8 protein-coding genes are annotated in these 20,633 nt (G+C 70.8%); 1 reads left to right on the top strand and 7 read right to left on the bottom strand.

Features of this window, described 5'->3' with window-relative positions; translation table 11 throughout:
• Positions 1-115: 115 nt before the first annotated feature.
• Positions 116-2,215: a TonB-dependent siderophore receptor gene (locus tag C2U31_RS19560; RefSeq protein ID WP_233772424.1), complete on the bottom strand. Its 2,100-nt coding sequence runs from the start codon at positions 2,213-2,215 to the stop codon at positions 116-118.
• 431 nt (positions 2,216-2,646) lie between these two features.
• Between C2U31_RS19560 and C2U31_RS19555 the strand changes: the two genes are divergently transcribed.
• A complete protein-coding gene (locus C2U31_RS19555; protein ID WP_103274297.1) occupies positions 2,647-3,822 on the top strand; it encodes a hypothetical protein in 1,176 nt (391 codons plus the stop codon).
• Between the two features lie 111 nt (positions 3,823-3,933).
• Here C2U31_RS19555 and C2U31_RS19550 read toward each other — a convergent pair whose 3' ends face one another.
• The 6 genes from C2U31_RS19550 to C2U31_RS30605 form a co-directional block, all read right to left on the bottom strand.
• Positions 3,934-4,632 carry a class I SAM-dependent methyltransferase gene (locus C2U31_RS19550; protein ID WP_103274296.1) on the bottom strand — a complete coding sequence of 233 codons (699 nt, stop codon included), beginning with the start codon at positions 4,630-4,632 and terminating at the stop codon, positions 3,934-3,936.
• Positions 4,633-5,190: 558 nt separating this feature from the next.
• Positions 5,191-17,745 (bottom strand): filamentous hemagglutinin family protein, encoded by a 12,555-nt coding sequence (locus C2U31_RS19545; RefSeq protein ID WP_103274295.1) that lies wholly within the window; start codon positions 17,743-17,745, stop codon positions 5,191-5,193.
• 209 nt (positions 17,746-17,954) lie between these two features.
• The gene (locus C2U31_RS19540) at positions 17,955-18,905 is read right to left on the bottom strand and encodes a FecR domain-containing protein (protein ID WP_103274294.1); all 951 of its coding nucleotides are present in this window, start codon (positions 18,903-18,905) and stop codon (positions 17,955-17,957) included.
• Between the two features lie 2 nt (positions 18,906-18,907).
• Entirely contained in the window at positions 18,908-19,426 is a 519-nt protein-coding gene (locus tag C2U31_RS19535; RefSeq protein ID WP_103274293.1) for an RNA polymerase sigma factor, read from the bottom strand.
• A 40-nt stretch (positions 19,427-19,466) separates the two neighbouring features.
• On the bottom strand, positions 19,467-20,114 hold the full coding sequence (locus C2U31_RS19530; protein WP_158658407.1) for an STN domain-containing protein: 648 nt from the start codon (positions 20,112-20,114) through the stop codon (positions 19,467-19,469).
• Between the two features lie 155 nt (positions 20,115-20,269).
• Positions 20,270-20,599 (bottom strand): SH3 domain-containing protein, encoded by a 330-nt coding sequence (locus C2U31_RS30605; protein WP_158658406.1) that lies wholly within the window; start codon positions 20,597-20,599, stop codon positions 20,270-20,272.
• Positions 20,600-20,633: the final 34 nt, after the last annotated feature.

The raw sequence follows: 20,633 nt of genomic DNA, 5'->3' as shown, positions 1-20,633 counted from the left end.
CCGAATATCGATGCTTCCGATGTCCACCCCGCCAAGGTAAACCTGATCCGGGCGCGCTGTGCGTGCTTATATGGACTGGTGAAATAGCAAATCGGTATGGCGCGGGCCGGACGGATCAGAAGCGATAGGTCACGCTGCCCACCACCGTGCGCCGCGTGCCGTAGAAGCAGTCGCCGCGCGCGATGCAGGTGCCCACGTATTCCTTGTCGAACAGGTTGGTCACGTTCAGCGCCACGCGGAACGGGCCTCGGTCATAGGCCAGCACCGCGTCGTACAGCGTCACGCCCTCGACGCGGTTGTTGCCCACGCCGTCGAAACTGTGGCCGTTGTAGCGCACGCCCGCGCCCGCCAGGAAGCCCGGCACGCCGAAGGCGCTGAAGCGGTAGTTGGCCCACAGCGACGCCATGTTCGACGGAATGCTGGCCAGCCGCTGGCCCTGGTCGGCGGCCGTGCCCTTGGTGATCTTGGGATTCAGGTAGGTGTAGGTGGCCACCAGGTCCATCCGGCCCAGCGAGGCCATGGCCTCCAGTTCCAGGCCGCGCGTGCGCGCCTCGCCGACCTGCACGGTGTCGGCCTGGCCATTGACCACGCCGGCGACCTGGCGATTCTTCTCGATCATGTCGAAGACGCTGGCCGTGACCGTCAGGTTCTCGCCCGGCGGCTGGTACTTGACGCCCGCCTCCCACTGCTTGCCGCGCAACGGCTTGTAGGCTTCGTTGGCCTTGTTGAAGCCGGCCACGCCCTGGAACGACTCCGCGTAACTGATGTACGGATTCAGGCCCATGGCCGAGCGGTACATCAGGCCGAAGCGCTTGCTCAGCTCGCTGTCGTCGCGACTGCCGGACGGCGTGCCGTCCACGGACGACCTGGAACTGTCGTGGCGCAGGCCCAGCATCAGCAGCCATTGGTTCCACTCCATCTGGTCCTGCAGGTACAGGCCGGTCTGGTTGGCGTGCGAGTCGGGCACGCGCACGGTGGACGTCGGCGGCGTGTAATTGCCGTAGACCGGGTTGTACACGTCGATGAGCGCGGCCGAGCCGCCCACGCCACGGCGGGCGGCGAGCTTGGATCGCTGGTAGTCGATGCCCGCCAGCAGCGTATGCCGCAGCGCGCCGGTGGCGAACTTGAACTGGCCCTGCGTGTCGACCACGAACTGGTCGAGCGTGGGCTGGTTCAGATAGATCGTGCGGCGCAGCAGCGTGTCGCTGCCCGGCACCCAGCCATGGCCGGCGCCATTGAAGCCGGCGGTGTAGACGCTGCGGTAATCGACCTTGCTGTGCGTGTAGCGCAGGTTCTGGCGCACCGTGACGGTATCGTTGAAGGCGTGCTCGAACTGATAGCCCAGCGAGCGCTGCTCGGCGGTGTACTTGTCGAAGCCCGGCTCGCCGACGAAGAAGTCCTGCGGGATGCGCCCGCCCGGCTTGCCGTACAGCGTGCCGCGCCAGGGCAGGAAGCCCAGCATGGTGCCGCTGTCGTCCTTCTGGAAATTCGCCAGCAGCGTCAGCGAAGTGCTGGCGCTGGGCCGGTACGTCAGCGATGGCGCGATGAAATAGCGGTCGTCCTTGACGTGCTTGATCGAGGCGTTGCTGTCGCGCCCCAGCGCCACCACGCGGTACAGCCATTTGCCTTCTTCATCGATCGGGCCGGTCAGGTCGGCCTGGATCTGCTTGCGCTGGTAGTTGCCGTAGCTGATGCCGATCTCGCGCGCGGCCTCGGCCTGCGGACGCTTGCTGACCTGGTTCAGGATGCCGCCCACGGCGCCCTGGCCGTACAGCATGCCGGACGGCCCCTTCAGCACCTCGATGCGCTCCAGCGCATAGGGATCGGGACGGGTGTTGTTGTAGAAGCCGACGGAATTGAGCAGGCCATCCAGGTACTGGGTGGAATCGGCGCCACGGATCTTGACCGAATCGCCGCGGTTGTCCACGCCGAAGGCGGCGGCGGTGACGCCAGCGGTATAACCCACCGCCTGCTGCACCGATTGCGCGCCCTGCAGTTCCATGCGGTCGCGCGTGATCACCGTGATCGACTGCGGCGTTTCCATCAGCGGCGTGTCGGTCTTGGTGGCGGTGACGGCGCGCCTGGCCACGAAGCCCTGCACCGGGCCGGTCGGGGATTCATTCACCTCGGTCGCCGTCACGGTGACGGCGGGCAATTCCACCTGTTGCTGCGGCTGCTGGGCCAGCGCCGGGGCGACCGCCCCCGCTCCCATCATCAACATCGCCGCGCCCACGGATTGGGCGCGCCTGGGGCTAGGGCTGGGCCTGGTGCCAGTCGCCATCGTTGTTCCTTTCTTGATCTTTAACAGATAAATACAAATGCAAGGCATTCGCATTTGCGACTGAATTGTGTAATAAAGCTTTCATTCCGCGCAAGCGCAAAATCCAATCCGGACTTCCCCGCGTTGCGGCAACGACACAAACCGGCCGCTACAGACCGTCAAATGACACGCGCGCGTCAGGCGCCATGACTACAATCCGCCCCGCTGCGATCGGGGCCCGGCTGCGCGAGGGGGGTATTAACCCTGTATTACCCGCTACTACCGCGCCAGCCCCGGATCTGCAATCATCAACTGTCCCGCCGACCGCCGCGCCACTGGCCGCCGTCGGCGATTCCCGGGTTCAACGCTGCATTCCAGAGCCTCACATGTCTCACGTTCAGCACTCCCCCAGCCGCCCGGACCTGGGCGGCATCCATCTCATTCCCGCGGACGCCGCCCAGACCGGCGCGGCCCGCCAGCAACTCCAGGACTTCCTGGCACGCTCCCGCCTGCGGGACATCACGATCTGCACGGACCTGGACGGCGCCGCGCCCGGCTGCCGGGCCAGCCTGGCGCCCGCCTTCGCGGCGCAACACCTGCCCGATCACGACACCACCGGCCTGGCGCAATCGCTGGGCCTGGACAGCGGCGCCGACGAAGGCGCGCTGGAGCGCGAGATCCTGCTGGCCATGCTGGGCAGCCCGGTCCCTTTCCCCTTCCCGTCCGTGCCCGAGCTGGAGTCCGCCGTCCGCATCCGCCGCCGCATCGTCCAGGCCGCGCGCAAGACCGCCCTGGCCTTCGACACCGAGCACGCCGAGCGCCCCGAGGGCTATTGGACCTACGACGAAGAACGCGGCTTCACCATCCTGCCCGGCCGCTCGCTCATCGAAGGCCTGCGCCGCGCCACGCAGCCCGAGGCCTCGGGCCAGCTCTACGCCTTCTCGTGCTACCGCGCGACCGAATACGTCACCGTGCTGGGCATCGCCCAGGAGCTTGAAGAGGCCAATCCCGCGCTGGCGCGCGACCTGCAGCGCCAGTGGGAAACGCGCGCGGTGATGTCCGGGCGCTTTCACGACACCTTCCTGCACGAATACGGCTCGCTGGCCGAGCCGCTGCCGCAGCGCTTCTACGTGCCGGGCGACCGGCTCTGGTTCCGCAATCCGGACTCCGCTTCGTCCGACGTGGAAGGCTATGAAGGCTCCTGGGTGTTCTACCTGGGCGGCGGCCTGTTCAATAATTTCTGGGAACGCGACCAGCCCTTCACGCTGACCTCCAAGTGCGTGGAGATCCATCACTGGCAGCATGCCTTGCGCGCCGACGCCCGGGGCAAGGGCTATATCGACGAAGACCGCGTCAAGACGCTGGTGCGCCAGACGCTGGCCGATCCCGACGCCACCGCCGCCGTGCTGGCGCGCATGATGCGCATCCGCGATCCGCAGGGCGTGTACGAGGAAGGCGGCTGCATCGACGCCACCCGCGAACGCGTGCGCTGGGTCACGCCCGGACATAGCGATATCTCGCTGCCGGACTTTCCCGCTTCGGCGCGGGCCCGCGCGGCCTGAGGCGGCACGCCGCCGGCTACGAGACGGCCTGCGCCGGCGGCGAACTCAACGCGCACGACAGCGCCGTCGCAACGAGAAAGCCAGGCTCATCGGATAGCCACGGCGCTCCATTCACGACATCGCGAGGGGAGCAAGCTCCAGAGGAGCATCCCACCCTTGCACCGCAGGCCGGCTCCCGGCCGCCGGCCTGTCGTGAGCGGTCTTTCCAGCGAAGACATACAGGTGCTTGTAGGCGTCGTCCACCATGTGCCGCGACTCACGGACGCCTTCGATCGGCGGCGCGAACTCGTCGAACATATCCTCATCCAGCGTCACCGGGAACGGCACGATATCGGCGCGCGCATTGAAGCCCAGCACGAACAATCCACCGGGCTTGAGCACCCTGTGGCACTGCGCCAACAAGATTTGCAGAGCATGCGGCGTATTCACGCCAAAGCCCAACAAGCCATTGGCAACGACGATATCGAACGTCTCCTCGCCGTAGTGTCTCGCCATGTCCATCACATCGCCGACGATGTGCCGCCCCGGAGGACCATATTTGGCGCGTTCCGGTCTGATATCAATCGAATGAAAATCCACGGCATGCAGCAATCTGGGATAGTGCCAGTTGTACCGGTCCATCCCTAGAAAAAGCAGCCGGTGTCTCTGGTTCGCCGCGCGAGCCAGGCGGTTCACATAACTGAAAATCTCGTTTTCCATGAACGCCCGGCTCGGCGTCTCCAGTTTGAAATCGATATTGCATCGCTCGGCCAGCACTGGCGACAGCCTGAAGATAACCTTGTTCAATTTATGCGTGAGTCTGCTGCGCATGGCCTTTCTCCACATTTCACGAATCCGGAGTGGCAAGAACGCGGCACACACAAACCGGCGCGGTCCGCCGGCACGATCATGATTCGCTCGGGAAAACCATCGCAGATCCGCCGCCACGCCACTCCCACGTCGTCGTCGCAAGACCAATTCAATCGGTCAGTGCGCGAACAAGCCGGATTCTCGTGAACACGGTCGCTGGCAGCAAATTACATTTCTGACGGTATCGCAGCGCGTTCAAGCAGCGATTTTCGGCTTCTGAGGCGAATATCCGCCTAAACGCCTTCAATCGCCCTCAAGCCGCTGACAACCCTTGATCTCGGGTCCGGAAGGAGGCGGATGCCGGCGATACGGAAATTAATCTGGCTGCAATCTTGTCGTAATTTCCAAGGCATCGGTTTCGGAAAACACGCAAGGCAAGCGCCCTGCCCGAATGCCTGCGAAGCCGATGGCTGCGGCCTGCGGCCCATCAGCGCCACAGAAGCGCTATTCAATGCCGAAGCCAAGACAAACAGGGCGGCCCGCAAGGGCCGCCCTGTCTGCCATTCAAGCCGGGCCGGTTCAGCCCCCTTCGGCCGTCAATCTGGCCAGGTTGCGCTGCTCGGTCTCCGTCAGCCGGCCCAGCTCTGCCTGTCCCAGGTCCACCTGCCCCAGCACCTGCACCGGTGCGTCCGGCGCATAATGCGCCGCGTCGGCGCGCGTGGCGCCCGGCGCGGCCGCGCCAGCCGATCCGCCGGCGGGCGCCTGCGTCGCGCCCTCGGCGCCCTCATTGCCGAAGCCCAGAATCTGCACCGAGATGATCGACGGCTGCGACTGGCGCGCCGCATTGCGCGAGCGGCTCGCCTCGCTCTCGGCCGAGGCCGCCGCCGCGCCCGACGCCGCGCTGGCCGAACTGAGCGCCGAGGTGTTGACCGCCGCCGTCACCGGCACCCCGCTGCTGTTGCCCTGGGCCTGGATGTTGGCCGCGTTGACCACGTGCAGCGCCGCCACGTTGACGTTGCCCGAGCTGCGCACGCCGGCCTCGCCCGGATCGATCGTGCCCAGCGGCGCGATCAGGTCCACGTCGCCGCGCGGCACTTCCGGAATCGGATTCAGCGTGGCGATGCCCGCGCCCGCCGCCGGCGTCTGCGGCGCCATCACCACATTGCCCAAGGCATCGTAGTCGCGGCGCGGCGGGGTGTAGACCACCGTGGTCTTCGAACCCCGGCCGGCGTTGATGTCGCCCTCGGCCGACCAGGCCAGGATGTCGCCGCCGAAGGTCGTCATCACGCGCGACAATCCCAGCAGCAGGCTGCCCTTGGAATAGACCTGGATGTCGCCCTGGCCCTGCGTGATCAGGCCCGCGCTGCCCGGCGGCGCCACGCCCTGCACGCCCACCACGATCTGGCCGCCGGGCGCCAGCGCCTGGATCGAGCCGCCGCCGACGCTACGCACGCCGGACGGTCCGAACATCGAGATGCCGCCCTCGCGCGCCGCGCCTTCCGGGAACAGCGCCGCGATGGCCTGGCGGCCGCGCAGGTACGAACCCGGACGCGGTCCTTGCAGGTCGTTGTACTCGCGCCCGCCGGCCCGCAGCTCGGCGAAGTACACCGAGCGCAGGAAGGCCTGGCGCAGGGCCAGCGGCAGGGCCTCGAAGCGCGCCAGCACGTCCTGGTCGCTGCCCGTGAAACCGTCGCGGGCGCGCAGCCAGTCGGCCAGCTCGCGCTCGTAGGTATGAACCACCTTGCCGGGCTGGCTCGTCAGGGTCTGGCCGGCCACGGCGCGGTTGGCCGGGTCCAGGTAGCGTTTGCCCAGCGCGTCGTAGTCGGGTCCGGCCGCGCCGGCGCCCGCCGTGATCGCGATATCCGCGCCCGGCCGCTTGTCGCCGCGCAGCGCCGGGCCGACGCTGACGATGCTGGCGCGGTCTTCCTGCACCAGATTGCGCCCGGTCACCACGTCCAGCAGGCCGGGGCCCGCCACCTTGACGTCGGCATACCAGATATCGCGGCCCGCATGCAGCAGCGAGACATCCGACGGGCCGTTGTGCAGGAACACGCCGCCCAGGCCGGCGATGTCGCGCCCCGCCAGCGCCTGGACCGGCGCCGCCGCGCGCAGCCAGTTGAGGATGCTGCGGTTGGTCTGCGGCAGGTACTGCACGGACATGCCCGAGCTGAGCCCGACCAGGTCGCCCTGCACCGCATAGAAGCGGATCGGTTCCGATCCTTCCGCGCGCGGGGATCGGGCGCCCGGCGTGTCCGGCCCGAAAGCGAACAGCGGATGCGCGTCCTTGGTCGGCGCGACGGGCCCGTCCGCGCGCGGTACCGGCGAACCGTCGATGCTGTTGTTGTGCGATCCGCGCTGCAGGCCGCCCGCCAGGTCATAACCGGCATAGGCCGGCATGAACGGCGTGGGCAGCGGCGTGTCCGAACCGGACATGCTGACCGGCGTGCCGCCGCCATAGATGGACTGCTGCGCCAGGAAGCTCAGCTCGCCGCTGGCCGAGGGCGCCAGCAGCAGGCCGCCGGCGGGCGTGCTGCCGGGCGAACCGCTCTTGGCGGAACGGCCGTAGTAGATATTGCCGGAGGCCGCCGTCACGCGCAGGATCGATGGATACACGATCACGTCGTCCCCCCGGATCACGGCAGCCGAGCCGGCGGCCTCGTGGCTCAGCGAGGTATCCGGCGTGACATTGCCGCCCGCGCTCAACAGATTGATGGCGGTGGCCGGCGTCCACAAAGAGAACCAGCTCTGGCCGCCGCCCACGGACAGGCCATTGCCCGGCGTCTGGATGGAGGTATTCAGGACGCGCACGCGGCCGGCATCGGACACGCCGGACAGCACCAAGTCGCCCAGGGTCTCCAGATAGACGGCGGAGTCGCCCGGCACCAGCGTGATGCCGCCGCTGGCGCTCGACAGCGTCGGCACGAAGGGATTGATTGGCCTCGGATCCATGGCGTCGCCCGTCAGGCCGGGCTGCGCGACGGCGTCCCGGCGGAACAGCTGGCGCGAGCCGCCGATGGCGCGTGCCTCGATCTGGATGGCGCCGCGCAGGTTGGTCACCATGCCGTCCAGGTCGGGCTTCTGGCGATTGGTCCGGTACTGCGTGGCGTACTGCGAGGCGTCCAGGTCCGGGTTCAGGGCGCCGCCCAGCCGCAGCCTCAAATCGCCGCCTCCGGTCAGCACCAGGCTGCCGTCGGGCGCGACGCGGCCGGTGCCGCCCACGGCCGCGACCAGGGCGCGGCTGCGCGGTTCCGGCGCGCCATAGTCGCCCAGGCCGCGCGCCGCCACGATGCCGGCGTCGCCGCCCGCGGCGATGCTGAGGTTGCCGCCGCCCAGCGTGCCGAAGCCGGTGAAGCCGACGATGTACGGATGGCTGCTGGCCCACATATTGGTGGCCATGGGCACGGCATAGGCGCCGAAGTTGATCCACCATGAGGCCGGCAAGGCGTCGGACCCTTGCCGCCACAGCCAGTTGCCGACGCTGGCGCTGGGCGTCTGCGGGCGGTTGGGCGGCGCGAACTCCGTCCAGGCGTCCCCGGACACGGAGCCGCCCACGACGATGTCCACGTTGCCGCCGCGCTCGGGATACCAGGCACGGTACGCGCCGTTGGCCGCGCTGTAGTCGTCCTGTTGCGGACCCAGCAGCGAAGCGCGCTCGGCGCCCTCGGCCGGATCGAAGATGTGCCTGCCGCGCGGCTGCGCATACGGATCGCCGCCGTCGGCGCGGCGCAACGCCGTCGATGGCGTGCCCGCCGTATAGAAGCCATAGGGCGTGTCCATGCGCAGATCGCCGGCCGCCGCCGCGCCCAGGTCGCCGGCGCCGGTGCGCACCACGCTGAACATGGGCGCCAGCAGCTCGGCCGACGCGATGTCGCGGATCGGCAGGATCTCGACGTTGCAGACGCCCGGGATCGTGTCGCAGAAGACGACCAGTTCCTCCTGCACCGGCGTGCCCACTTCCGTGCCGAACATGTCGGAGCCGGCTTGCGTCCAGGTGCGCTTGATGCGCTTGGGATCGGTCACGCAAAGCCCGGCGAAGAGGTCGCAATCGCTGACCCAGTCCGGGTCCACCGGCTCGCCCACGGGGTAACCGAGATCGTTGGGCGCGTACACCAGTCCAACGCCGCCCGGCACGATCTTCATGCGAGTGGAGGCGTGGGAGTCGGCCAGCACCAGCGAACCGCGCGACGCCGGATCGACCGCGCGCGGATCGGCCGAGCCCAGGTCGGCACCGGCCGTCAGCTGCAGGCTCCAGCTGGTGGCGCCCTGCGGCAGCATCGGCGCCAGCGCCCAGTTGGCGCCCTGGAACTCGCCCCTCTTCGGCCGCAGGTTGACCGGCTTGTCGTCGGGCAGCTCGATCTTGGTCATGGCCGGAATCAAGGCGCCGCGCGCCAGCGCCAGCACGCCGCTGGCCGTCATCGGCGCGGGCAAGGCCACGCCCTTGGGCCAGGTCAGCGCCGCCGCCAGCGTCTCGGCGCGCAGCACCGTGCCGGCGCCCAGCTTCATGCCCGGCGCGAGCGTCACGTCGGCCGTCGGCACCGTGCCGGCGCGCCAGGCCACCGAGCCGTCGCCGTGGTACACGTCCGCGCCCAGCACCACCCCCGCCGGCAGCACATAGTTGCCGGCCAGCTCCACCGCCACCGGCAAGGCGATGCCCTTGGGCAAGGTGACGCCCTCGGCCGGCAGGTCGTAGTTCAGCACGGCGCCCTTGGGGAACACGGTGCCCTTGTCCAGCGACACGCCGTCGATGGGAATCACGATATCGCCGCCGAACGGCGTGTTGCCGCTGTTCTGCGCATTGCGCCACTCGAACAGGTACCAGCCTTGATCGTCGGGCGTGGACGGCGGCGGGGCGAAGCCGTCGTTGATGCTGCCGTGAATGGTCAGGTCGCCGGCCGCGCGGATGTTCAGCACGCCCGGTTCGCCGAAGCCGCGCCGCGCGGGATCGTTGCGGTCCGAGCCCGGGCCGTAGCGCAAGCCCGACAGGTCCAGGTCGCCCACCACCGTCAGGTTGCCGGCGGGATTGATCAGCGGATCGCTGACGATGTCCACGCCCGGACGCAGGCGGTAGCCGTCCAGACCCGCGAGCCGCGCGCGCAGCGCACCGTTGCCCAGCGCCGCGTTGATGAAATCCTGGCTGTCGCGGTCGATGCGGATCAGCATGTCCTGCGTGATCAGCTGGGGCTTGCTGCCGGACACGTCCGGCGCGCTCGCCAATTCTGCGTCGGCATACTCGCGGAACGCGTTCACCGCGATGAGGGACGCGCCCCGCACCTGCGGCCGGCCCTGCACCTGGATCGCCACATCATCGGCGCCCGCGCCGTCGCCGCGCGTGCCTGCGCCGCCCACGCGACGCGCGTTCAGGTCCAGCGTGCCGCGCGCGCGGCCGTCGTTGCCGGCGGCCTCGGTGCCGGCGCGCAGGTCGATGCTGGCCGACGGACCCAGCGTCAGCGTGCCCAGGCTCGACGTCAGCGAGACCTGCGCGCGATTGGGGCTGTCGATGATCTGGCCATGGCTGTCGCGGCGCAGGCCCGCGCCGTGCGCGTCCAGCGCGCCCAGCAGGTTCAGGTCGCCCTTGGCCGCCAGGCGGATGATGCCGGGCTGGAAGCCGCTGGCATCGATGCGGCCGGCCACGGTCAGGCTGCCGCCGTCCACCGTGATGCTGACCTGGCGCGCGCGCACTTCGTCGCCCACGATCAGATCGCCCTGCTTGATCTGGAAACGGCGCGCGCCATGGACCTGGCCCGCGTTCAGGCGCGTGTTCAGTCCGGCGAAGTCGGCCAGCGTCTGCGCCCGCAGCGTGATCTCGGCGCCGTCATAGGGCACGCGCGTGCCGCCCGCGTCGTACAGGCCGGACGCGCCGCCCAGGATGGAACCGCGCAGGTCGATCCGGCCGGCGCCGGCGCCCAGCGCCGTCGCGGCCAGCGTGCCGCCGCGCTGCTTGCGCGCCGACAGGTCGATGACCGAGCCGGCCTCCTGGTCGATATTGCCCACCGCGCTATCCAGCGTCAGGTCGCCGCCCCAGGTGTAGCGCGCCTGGTCGTAGAACAGCACTTCGCGGCCAGCCAGGTCCAGGCGCGATTGCGCGCCCAGGCGCAGGTCGCGCTCGGCCTTGATCTTCAGCTTGCCCGAGGCCAGCGCGATCGCGCCGTCCAGGTCCACCGAACCGCCCGCCAGCGTCAGCTGCGCGCCCAGCGCGCCGGCCTGCCCGGACAGCGCCGCCGCGCCCTGCGGCCGGCGCAGCGTCAGGCTGCCGCCCGCCGTGTAGGCCATGGACGAGCTGGCTTCGCCCGTCAGCAGCGGCGTCACGATGTTCAGGTCGCCGCCGCTGTAGGCATACCCCTTGCCCGCCTGGTACGCGCCCTGGCGGTGATAGGCCTTGAGCGTGCCCTGGCCATTGGCGGTCACGCGCTCGCTGGCCAGCAGGTCGACGCCGGCGAAACCCAGCGCCAGGCGTTCGGCCGACAGCCAGTTCACGGGCTGGGTGTCCGGGCCGTAGCCGAACACGATGCGCTCGGCGGCCAATTGCAGCCGGCCGTCGCCCAGCCGGTCCGCGATGGCAGCTCCCGGTATCGCCGGATCGTACTGGCCCGAAAGATGGGAGGGACGCGCGGACACGCCGGTCCACACCAGTTCGCGCGAGCGGATCGTCGCGGTGTCAGCCGCGCCGCCATAGCCGTAGATGGCCGGCGCGCCCAGCACCAGCCGGCCCACGCCCTTGCCCTGCGTGGCGTCCAGCGTCACCGAGCCAAACACATTGACCGAATCGCGCGCATTCAGGATCAGGGTCTCGACGGCGGGAATGCCGGGGCCGGCATTGCCCTTGAGCAGCTTGTCGAGCACGCGCTGGTTCAGCATCAGCCCGTTCGGCAAGGCGCCGGCGGCGGCCGCCCGCGCCAGCGCGGCCTCGTCGCCCAGGTTCAGCGTGGACATCGCCAGCAGCAGGTTGCGCGCGCCATAGCGCGCGTTGTCGGCCAGCGTGAAGGCGCGGTCGGTGGCGACCAGCAAGGTGCCTTCGGCGGCCAGCGTGGTGGCCGCGCCCGTGCAAGCGCCGCCGCAGGCCCCGATATTGATGTAGCCCGGTCCCTGCGCCATCTCCGGCGTGGCCGGCAGCAGGTTGATCGTGCCGTTGCTCAAGCCCAGCACGCCGGTCCGGCCGGCGGCGTACACCAAGCCCGTGCTGGAATCGTAGGCCGGCTTGCCACGGCCGATGGTCGAGATGGCGGCGCCCTCTTCCACCGTGATGCCGCCCCAGGTGGCGCCGCTGATCAGGAACACCTCGGCGGCGCTGAGCGCGGCCCCCCCGCGCACGGTCACATTGTTGGTGCTGGACACGAAGGTCGCGTAGTTGTCGCCCGGCTTCAGATCCAGCCGGCCGCCGACCATCATGCGCACGGGATTGAAACGGTTCAGCGCGGATGCCGACAGCGAAGCGCCCGTGTAGCCCGCCGTCCGGCCGGCGCCATCGGCCAGCAGTTCCACGTCGTTGGCCAGGACCTCCAGCGTACCGTCCACCCCGCCCTTGGCGGCCGCGAAACGCGCCACGCCGTCGAAGCCGAGCATGGGCTTGCCTTCCTGCGGCAAGACGCGCTCATAGTTCAGGCGCAGGGTGCGGGCGTCGGCCGTGATCTGGCCGCGCAGGCCGCCCTTGCGCGCCGCGTCCGCCGCCACGAAGGCGTCATGGCTCATCTCGTTGTAGTTCGAATGCGAACGCACCCGTTCACCCGGCGTCAGCAGCAGCTGGCGCGGCAGCGCGCCGCGCAGGCCGGTGTTGGAGACGCCCAGGTAGCCCGACGCCGCCAGCGAGCCCTGCGGCGTCGGCGCCGCGCCGGGCAGCAAGGTCTCCGGGCCCAGCTCGACGCGGTAGGCGCCCGGCATCAGCGCATAGGCCGCCGGCATCAACGTGTAGACGCCGGCCTTCAACCCGCCCGCGTCCTGCGTCAACGTCAGCGTCTGGCCCACGACGGGTTCGCTGCCCGCCGTGTCGGGCGCGACCGGCGCGTAGCCGCCGGCATGGCCCGGCACGATGGCGTAGATCGCATTGCCGGCCGCGCTATTGGTGAATGTCGGATTGGCGTTGACCAGCGGCGTGCGCAGGATGTCCACCGAACCGCCGCGCCCGGCCACGAAGGCGGCGCCGCGCAGCTCGCCGCCGCCGCTCAGGTCCAGCACCGCGCCCTGGCGGCCCGTCAGCGTATGGCCGGAGAACGCAATGCCGCCGGCATTCTGCTCGCGCGGTTTCAGCTGCGCGCCGGCATAGGTGTACGTCAGGCCATCCGCCGTGCCGCCATAAGGCACCATGACGCCGGCGCCGCTGACAGAAGTCAGGCTGCCGGGCATCAGCTCGACCGAGCGCGCGCGCCAGCTGTCGCTGCCACGGGCATCCTGGCCCAGGCTGATCGAGCCCATGGGCGCGCGCACGGTGCCCGCCTGGATCACCGTGTCCGCGCCCAGGCTCAGCGAGCCGAACACCGACAGCGGCGGCGCCACCGACTCCGTGCCGGGCTGGCGCAGGATTTCCAGGCGGCGGCCGGTCTCATAGCCGCCCCAGATGGTCGCGCTGGCGCCGGTGGCCGGATAGAGCTGCGCGCTGGTGATGCGCAGGTCCCCGTTGGTGCCCAACTCGGTGGTGGCGTCGCCGGACAGGCCACGGCCGGCCTGTCCGCCCAGCAGGCGCACGTCGCCACGGCTGTTGAGGCTGACCTGATCGAAGCCGCGCCGATCCACTGTCACCGGCGCGCCGGCCAGCAACGGCACCGCGCCGCGCGCGCCGAAGCCGACGCGGTCGCGGATATCGATCAGGTCCGCGTCGGCGGTGAAGCTGCCCACGCCGGGCCGCGCGGACGCACCGTCGCGCCACGTCACCGTCGGCGTGACGCCGTCGCCCCGGGCGCGCGCCGCGCCGGCCAGCCGTAGATGCGGCGCGGACAGGCTGACGGCCGTGCCTGCCATCGCGCGGTCGGTCACGGCATAACTGCCGGCATAGAAGCGCAGGCTTTGCGAGGCCGACAGGGCCACGTCGCCGTCGAAACTGAGAATCCCGTTGACCAGCAGCGACAGGTTGCCGAAGCCGCCGGCCTCGAACTGCCGCGCCGACAGGCGCGCCGCGCCATGATGCAGCGCCGGATCGAGCTGCCCCGGCTTGAGATCCGATGCCAGGCCGCTGGCCTGCGCGCCCTGCGACAGGATCAGTTCGCGCGGCCGGCGCACGCCGTCCTCGGCGTTGACCGACAGCGGGAACGTGGGCGTTTCCAGCGCCAGCGCCAGCGTGCCGCCGGCCGCGCCCGCGCCGCCCGCCCGGGCGCGCATATCGCCGTCCAGGAACAGCCCATAGCTGGACTTCAGCACGATCTGGCCGCCGTCGCCGGCCAGATCCAGCGTCCCCAGGCGGCTGCCGCGCGGCGCGTCGATGGTCAGGCGCGAGCCCGAGGTGTCCAGCACCGCGCCCGGGCGCACCACGATGGCGATATCACGGGCGCTCTCGGCGATGCCGGTCGCGTCCCAGTCCAGCGCGCCGCCCAGCAGGATGCTGCCGCCCGCCTGCGCCTTGCCGTAGCGACGGCCGTCGATGTCCACGCCGCCGGCGGCGCGGCCGGCGACGTCCAGCGTCGCCGCGCCGCCGATCCAGATGGCGCGGTTGTGCGTCCTGCTCGCGGGGTTGTCGCGCACATCGGAGGCCGGCGCGACGATATCCGCCTCGATGCGGCCGCCGGGCGCGCGCAGCGCGCCGTCCACGGTGATACGGCTGTTGCCGCCGCCCAGCAGGCGGATCGTGCGGCCCGGATCGACCGACACCAGCGCGCCCGCGCCGATATCGATGTCCGCGCCATCCTCGATGCGCTGCGAGCGCAGCGTCAGGTCCGCGCCGGCGCGCTGCGTCAGCGCGCCCTTGAGCGGGTTCTCCTGGTACACCGGCGCCAGCAGCAGCGCCGGCGCCGGCCGTTGGCCCGTGGCCTCGTTGCCCGGCTCGTATCGGTACACCGGCATGACCACGTCCAGTGTCGCGCCCTCGGCCACGCGCAGGCCGCCACGGCCGTTGATGTCGTATTTCGCGAAGCCCGCGCCCAGCAGCGACGGATCGAGCAGCAAGGGCTGGGGCTGTTGCGCGCCGACCTGCGTATGGGTCTGCCTGTAGGCCAGCGCATCGGCCGCGCCGATCACCACCTTCCCATCCGTCTCCAGCGTCAGCGTGCCGCCGCCGGCCATGCCATGGCCGCGCAGCTGCCCCGCCAGCGCCAGCGCGCCCGTGGCGCCCTCCACTTCCGGCGCGCCCGCCCGCAGCGTGACGTCGCCGCCCTTGCCCGCGCGCGTCTCGCCCCTGTGCAGCACCGCGCCGCCCGAAGACACATCGATCAGCGAGCCCGCCGCCACCGCGATGCCATGCGGCGAGTCCAGCGTCACGCGGCCGCCGTCGAGCCGGCCCAGCCACGGCGAGGCCACGCCCTTGCCTTGCAGGTCCGCCCAGCGGCCGCTCACGTCCAGCGCCGCGCCCTCGCGTAGCACGATGGCCGGCGCCTCGCCCGCCTTGGACAGCGCGCGCGCCTTGACGCTCGCGTCTGGCGACACGAAGGTGTTGCTCAGCGTGATGGCCCCGCCCCGCGCCGTGATGCCAGCCTGTGCATCGATCCGGCCCGCCGTCAGCGCCGCGTGTCCGCCGTCGGCCAGCGCCACCACCTGGGCCACCGTCAGCGCGCCGCCGGTCGCCAGATCCAGTACGCCCAGGCCCATGTCGGACAGCCGCGCGCTGTCCAGCCACAGCGTGCCGACGCGCTCGGCCGCCAGCGCGTCGCCCGCCGCCATCGCCAAGGTGATATCGGCGTAGCGGCCGAGCCTGACGTCGGTATTGAAGACGTTGACCCGGCCCAGCGCGCCGTAGTTGCCCAGCGCCAGCCCGCCGGCGCGCGCCACCGCCAACTGGCTCTGGCCGTAGCCGTCGGTCCCGGCCGCCCGCGCCTGCGTCTGGCGCGCGCCGTCATACACCGTGGCGACGATCTCGCTTTCCACCACGGCGGTGGGCGCCGACAGCACCAGCCGACCCGCGTCCCGGCCCACCGTGTAGCCGGCCTCGCGCCGCGTGCTTGGCGCCAGCACCGGGTTCAGGAAACGCCGCGTGGCCTTCTCGCCCCAGCGGCCGTGCAGGTCCTCGTAGCCCCGGTACAGGCCGGCGTAGACCCGGTCCGCCGGCGCGCTGGAGGCTTCGTACAAACGTCCGTCCGCGCCGCGCAGCCAGCTCAGGTTGATCACGCCCTCGGCCACGTCCAGCGTGCCGCCGGCCAGGTTCATCCGCGAGCCCGCCTGCGCCACCACTTCCTTGCCGCCCAGCGTCACCGTGCCGCCCTGCGCCGCCCATTCCCCGATGCCGTGGCCCAGGTTGGCCAGGTAGCCGCCCACCTCCAGCAGGCCGCCGGCCGTGTACCAGCGCTCGCCCTCGTAGCCGCCCACGCCCGCCGCCACCGGGATCAGGCTGCGCCGGTCCACCCACAGCTCGCCGTTGAACAGCTTGGCCGCGTCGCGGTTGTTGGGCGCGTCGCGCAGCTCGTTGCCCTGCACGTTGATCTTGACGCTGTTGGACGCCATCGCGATCCGCACGCCCACCGCGCCGGCCACGTCCAGCTCGGCGCCCTGCGCCACGAAGCCGCGCCGCGCCGCCGTGGCCGCGATCTGCCCGCCCGTGGCCAGCGCCAGCGAGCCGCCCTGGAACTGGATGTCGCCGCCGCTGACGATCTCGATGCGCGACTGGTCGCGCCGGTCCGACAGGCGTGACAGGTTGTCGAACGCGCCCGGCGCCTGGCGGTGGCGCAGCAGGTCCTGCTCGGCCGACTCCTTGATCAGCGCGTTGCGCTGGCTATCCAGCGCCGTGCTGCCGTCGTCATCGATCAGCACCGCCGTGACCGATTCCGGCGCCAGCACGATGCTGCCCTTGGCGTCGGAGGCCGAATTCAGCAGGTGGATGGTGCCGCGCGTGCGCGTGGTGGTCGTGGCCAGCGCCACGCCTTCCTGGCGCACCTGGCGTCCGGCCAGCGTCACGTCGCCCTCGGCCGCCACGATCAGGCCGGTGTTGCGTACCAGGCCGCCATCCTGGTTCGCCGCCAGGCGCGGCGCGATCTCGTTGCCCCGCGTGGTCGACAGGGTGTTCTCGCTGGTGCCCACGCCGCGCCGGATGATGAAGCTGTCGCCGGCGGCAAGCTGCGCCTGCCCGCGCGGCGCGCTGATCGCGCCGGCGTTGTGCACCTCGCCGCCCAGCAGCAGCACATAGCCGCCGCCCTGCGTGACGCTGCCCGGCGCGTGCGTATCGATGCGCGCGCCCGGCCTGACCTCGACCTTGCCCAGCGCGTCGGTGAAGCTGGGTTCCGAGCCTTGCGCGCCATACAGCCCGCGCTCGCGGAACTGCTCGTCGCTGATCCTGCCAGCGGCGGCCACCAGGTTGCGCACGTTGACCTGGCTGGCGCCGTCGAACACCACGCCATTGCGGTTGACGATCAGCACCGTGCCCGGCGCCTTGATCTGCCCCTGGATCTGGCTGGGACGGCCGGCCGGGTCGTTGACCCGGTTCAGCACCGCCCACTCGGCCTGCTGGCGGAAGTCCACCGTGGTGTCGCGGCCGACGTTGAATGTCTGCCAGTTAAGAATGGCGCGGTCGGCGGTCTGGTTGATGGTGACGGTGCTGCGGCCGTTCTCGGTGCTGGACTTGGGCGCCTCGGCATGGGTCCAACCACGCGTGAGCGCCTGCGTGTCGATCTGCAACCCGCCGGCGGCCAGCCCGTCCGGCACGGCCGGGGCGGCATTGCCCGCGGCCTGGCGCGCGGCGGCCTGCGCCGCCTGCTGCGCGGCGATGGCCGCCGCCGTGCGGTTCAGGTTGCCGAGCGACTGCTGCAATTGCTGGCGCGACTGCGTCTGCTGCCGCGCCGCCGTCGGAATGCCCGCCACGCTGCCGTCGGGCAACCGGCCGCTGGCCTGCGTCTGCGCCTGCGCCGCGCCCTTGGCGGCGAACCAGCCGGGGCTGAAGGCGGCCGGCGCGGCCTGGACGCCGCCGGCCGCCAGCATCAGCGCTAGCGCCTGCGCCAGCGGCGCCAGCGGCACGGCCGCTTGCCTGACGCCCGCATTCAAAGTAATCCTGCCTTGCCCGCGCTTGCTCATCGCCACCCATCTCCAAAGAACGCCGCATGCGGATCTCGCCCGCGCATGCCGCGATTGCGAGCGCCGGCGTCCCATGCCAGCGCCCTCCTTGTCTACCTAGACGGATCGACGCGGGAAAAGCAGACGGTTTTTTTGTGGTCGGACCACATTGAGAAAGATGCGCCCCTTGCGGATGGCAGGCTCTCGCCAGCGGGCGCGGCGCGGGCGAATCAACCCAGCAGCAGCACGCCGCCGGGCAAGGCGGTGGCGTCGAGCTGGAAGTTCTCGCGAATCTGCGCGATGGCCGTGTCCAGCCGCGCCAGCTCCACCCGCACGCTGACGGGCCTGGCGGCCAGCGATTGCGCCATCAGGATGACGCGGCCGGAGCGATAGCGGTTGATCTCGTCCAGCACCTCGGCCAAGGGCGCCTGCCGGAAGCGCAGGAAGCCATCGCGCCAGGCCGGCAGATCGTCGGCATCCAGCGCGCGCGCGGGCTGCAGGCCCGCCGCGTCATAGACCAGCTGCTGCGCCGCCGCCAGGGTCGCGCCGCCGCTCGCCAGCGCCACCTCGACCGCGCCGGACAGGCAGGTCACGCAGACGCTGCCGTCGGTGTGCCGCAGTTCGAAAACCGCGTCCCGCGCCATGACGCGGCCGCCGGCCGCGCTGACGGTGAACGGACTGCTCGCGCCGGCCAGCGAGATCGCGGCCTCGCCGCTGATCAGCTCGACGCCGGCGGCGCGCAGCGCGACGCTGGTGCGCGTGTTCAGATCCAGCACGGCGGCCCCCGGCAATACGACGCGGCGCTGCTCGCCCTTGGCGGTGCGATAGTCGGCGCCCAATTCGCGCCAGGACGGCCACAGGCCGAATGGCGGCGCAACCACGGCCACGCCCGCCCCCGTCGCGGCGCACGCCAGGCCCGCGCCGAGAAAGGCGCGACGCGCCGGACGCGACAGACGCCGCTCGCGGCCGCGCGCCTCGCTCAGCGCCGCCGCCGGCGCCATGCCCTGCCACAGCCGATGCGCCTCGGCGAAGGCCGCGCCATGCCTGGGGTCCGCCTGGCACCACTGGCGCAAGGCATCGGCCTGCGCCGCCGTCATCTGCCGCAGCGCGACGCGCTGCACCCACTCCCGCGCGATGCGATCGATCTCCGAGCCCGGCCGGGCGCCAAACAGGTGACGCATGGTCAACGTCCCATCCGTGCCGCGCAGAAATCGTGCGCCGCCTTCAGTTCGCGGCTGACCACGCGCGGCGAAATGCCGAAATGGCGGGCTGCGTCCTGCAAGGGCATCTCGTGCACGCGCACGGCGATCAGGATCTCGCGCCGCCGCGCGGGCATGGCGTCGATCACGCTGGACAGGGCCTCCAGCTCGGCCCGCCCCATCGCCTGGCGCGCCGGACCGGGATTCTGGTCCACCAGTTCGTCGACCAGCAGATCCAGTTCCGTGCCGCTCAGATGGCGGTGCTCCGAACGGATACGGTCCACGGCGGCGTTCGACGCCATCCGCATGACATAGGCCAGCGGCGTCTTCACCGCCTGCGTCTGCGTCCCGTCGGGCTGCGACTGTTCAAGACGCAGCCAGGTATCGTGCAGCGCCTCGCCCGCCAGATCGGCCGAGCCGAGCCGGTGCGTGAGGCGGCGCTTGAGGTCGTCATAGCGCTGCACGATCAGGTCGCGCAACGCGGAGAATCCGGGAGCGCTCATCCGCGCTCCGTGCAGGGTGCAAGGAATGCAAGCGAGCAAGCTAGGGCGCGCTGGCGCAGTCCGCCGGCTTGCGGCTCTCGCGCGGCAACACCAGCACCACGTAGGCCTTGCCCGGATCGCCGGACGGCTCGCCCACCGGCAAGCCCTGCAAGGCCGCGCGTATCGCCGCGTCGCGCGCCGCGCTGCCCGTGGAATCCAGCAGGCGCACCGAACCGATCTGCCCTTGCCGGTCGACCCGCAGCGCCAGCGCCGCGCGGTAGATGCCCGGCGCGCTGGCCGGCTGCCGGCACAGGGCGTCCAGCACGCGCTGCTGCAACTGCGCCTCGAAGGCCCGGCGATGCCGCGCCTGCGCCGACACCGCGCCGCCGGACTGCGCGCTGGGCGTGGGCCGCAGCACGAAAGCCTTGTCGCCGACCGCCTGCGCGATCAGGCCCGTGCCCTCCAGCAACAGACGCAGCGCCGCGTCCGGCGCATAGTGTCCGCGCAGCGCCGACGACCGGCGTCCAGCGGACAGGTCCGATCCATACAGCACCGAAATGCCCGTCGCGGTGTCGAAAGCTTCCAGCGCCGCGCGCAGATCCTGGGCGGGAATGTCGAACCCCTGCCGCGCATCCGAGGGCGCGACGGCCCGTGCCGCCGACGGCGCCGCCAGCGCGCCAGTCAGCGCCAACGGCAAGGCCAGCGCCATTGCCCGCGATATCCTCAACGCGCCGGACATAACCAGACCGCGACCCAAGCATGCCGTTCCTTGTCGACCTTGCCCGAAGCAAGGCGGAATTGAAAACTGGCGCATGGTAGGTCGGGCAGATGACCCCGGCGTGACAGGTGCCACGCGGGCAGGCTTCAGGCCGTCACAGTGCGCGTCTTCTCGGCCGGAATCCATCCGCTGCGGCCACGCGCCGCATCGCGCGCATGCAGCCAGGCGCCCTGGATGCCCAGCACCTCCAGGTGATCGCCCGGCGCCACGTCCAGTTCGGTCGGGTTGTAGTCCGCCGCGAGCGCGCCGTCGCGCAGCATGTGGACGTAGACATAGGTGTCGCGTCCCTGGATGCGGCAGGCATGCCAGTCGAAGAACTCGTCGCAGGGCGCCAGCAAGTCCACGGCTGTGCCCTGCGGGTAGGTCGGAAAAAGGCCCTCGTTGGCGTGGGCGGTGGTGACGATGACGTGCAGCATGAAGGCTCCGGCAAATGTTGCGGCCCGCCGCGCA

This window comes from Achromobacter sp. AONIH1, from assembly GCF_002902905.1.
Classification (GTDB): Bacteria; Pseudomonadota; Gammaproteobacteria; order Burkholderiales; family Burkholderiaceae_B; genus Achromobacter.
Note: the sequence above shows the minus strand (reverse complement) of the source record. Positions and strands in the feature narration are given on the sequence as shown.